The sequence below is a fragment of the Nonomuraea sp. KM88 genome (assembly GCF_052245635.1).
GTDB lineage: Bacteria > Actinomycetota > Actinomycetes > Streptosporangiales > Streptosporangiaceae > Nonomuraea.
The window spans coordinates 1-653 of the sequence record NZ_JBQQCC010000081.1; the positions used below are offsets into that span (position 1 = coordinate 1).

The window sequence follows — 653 nt, forward strand, 5'->3', positions numbered from 1 at the left end:
CCTGTCCACCCGTAATCGTTGCTCTATGCACAAGGCGCCGGCGCCCACCGCTGTGTGACACCCGCCATCGGTGACACACCTCACGTGAGCGCCCTGTCACAAAGTCCGGGACACGAACGCCGCATGGTCAGGACGCCGCGCGAACGATGCGCGCGGCACGCAACTCCCCGAGCGATCACCATGGCGCCCGTCGCGTGGTGATCGCGCAACCACAAGGAACGGAAAGCCATTATGAGCAAGGTCTGGTTCGTCACCGGTTCCTCCCGCGGCCTCGGCCGTCAGTTCGTCGAGGCCGCCCTGTCGCGCGGCGACAAGGTGGCCGCCACCGCCCGCACCACCGCCGGCCTGGACGACCTGGCCGCCGCCCACGGCGAGGCGGTGCTCCCGCTGGAGCTGGACGTGACCGACAAGGCCACCGTCTTCGAGTCCGTGAAGCGGGCGGCCGAGCACTTCGGCCGGCTCGACGTCATCGTGAACAACGCCGGCTACGCCCAGGTCGGCGCGGTCGAGGAGCTGACCGAGCAGCACCTGCGCGACCAGCTGGAGACCAACCTGTTCGGCGCGGTGTGGGTGATCCAGGCCGCCCTGCCTTACCTGCGCGAGCAGGGCTCGGGCCACATCATCCAGCTGTCCTCCGCGGCCGGGCTCCTCGC

The 653-nt window shown here is 69.7% G+C and carries 1 protein-coding gene; it reads left to right on the forward strand.

Going from position 1 to position 653, the window contains the following annotated elements:
- Nucleotides 1–231: 231 nt before the first annotated feature.
- Nucleotides 232–653 (forward strand): SDR family NAD(P)-dependent oxidoreductase (locus ACTWPV_RS49755; RefSeq protein ID WP_443157236.1); only part of this gene is annotated, 422 nt, incomplete at its 3' end.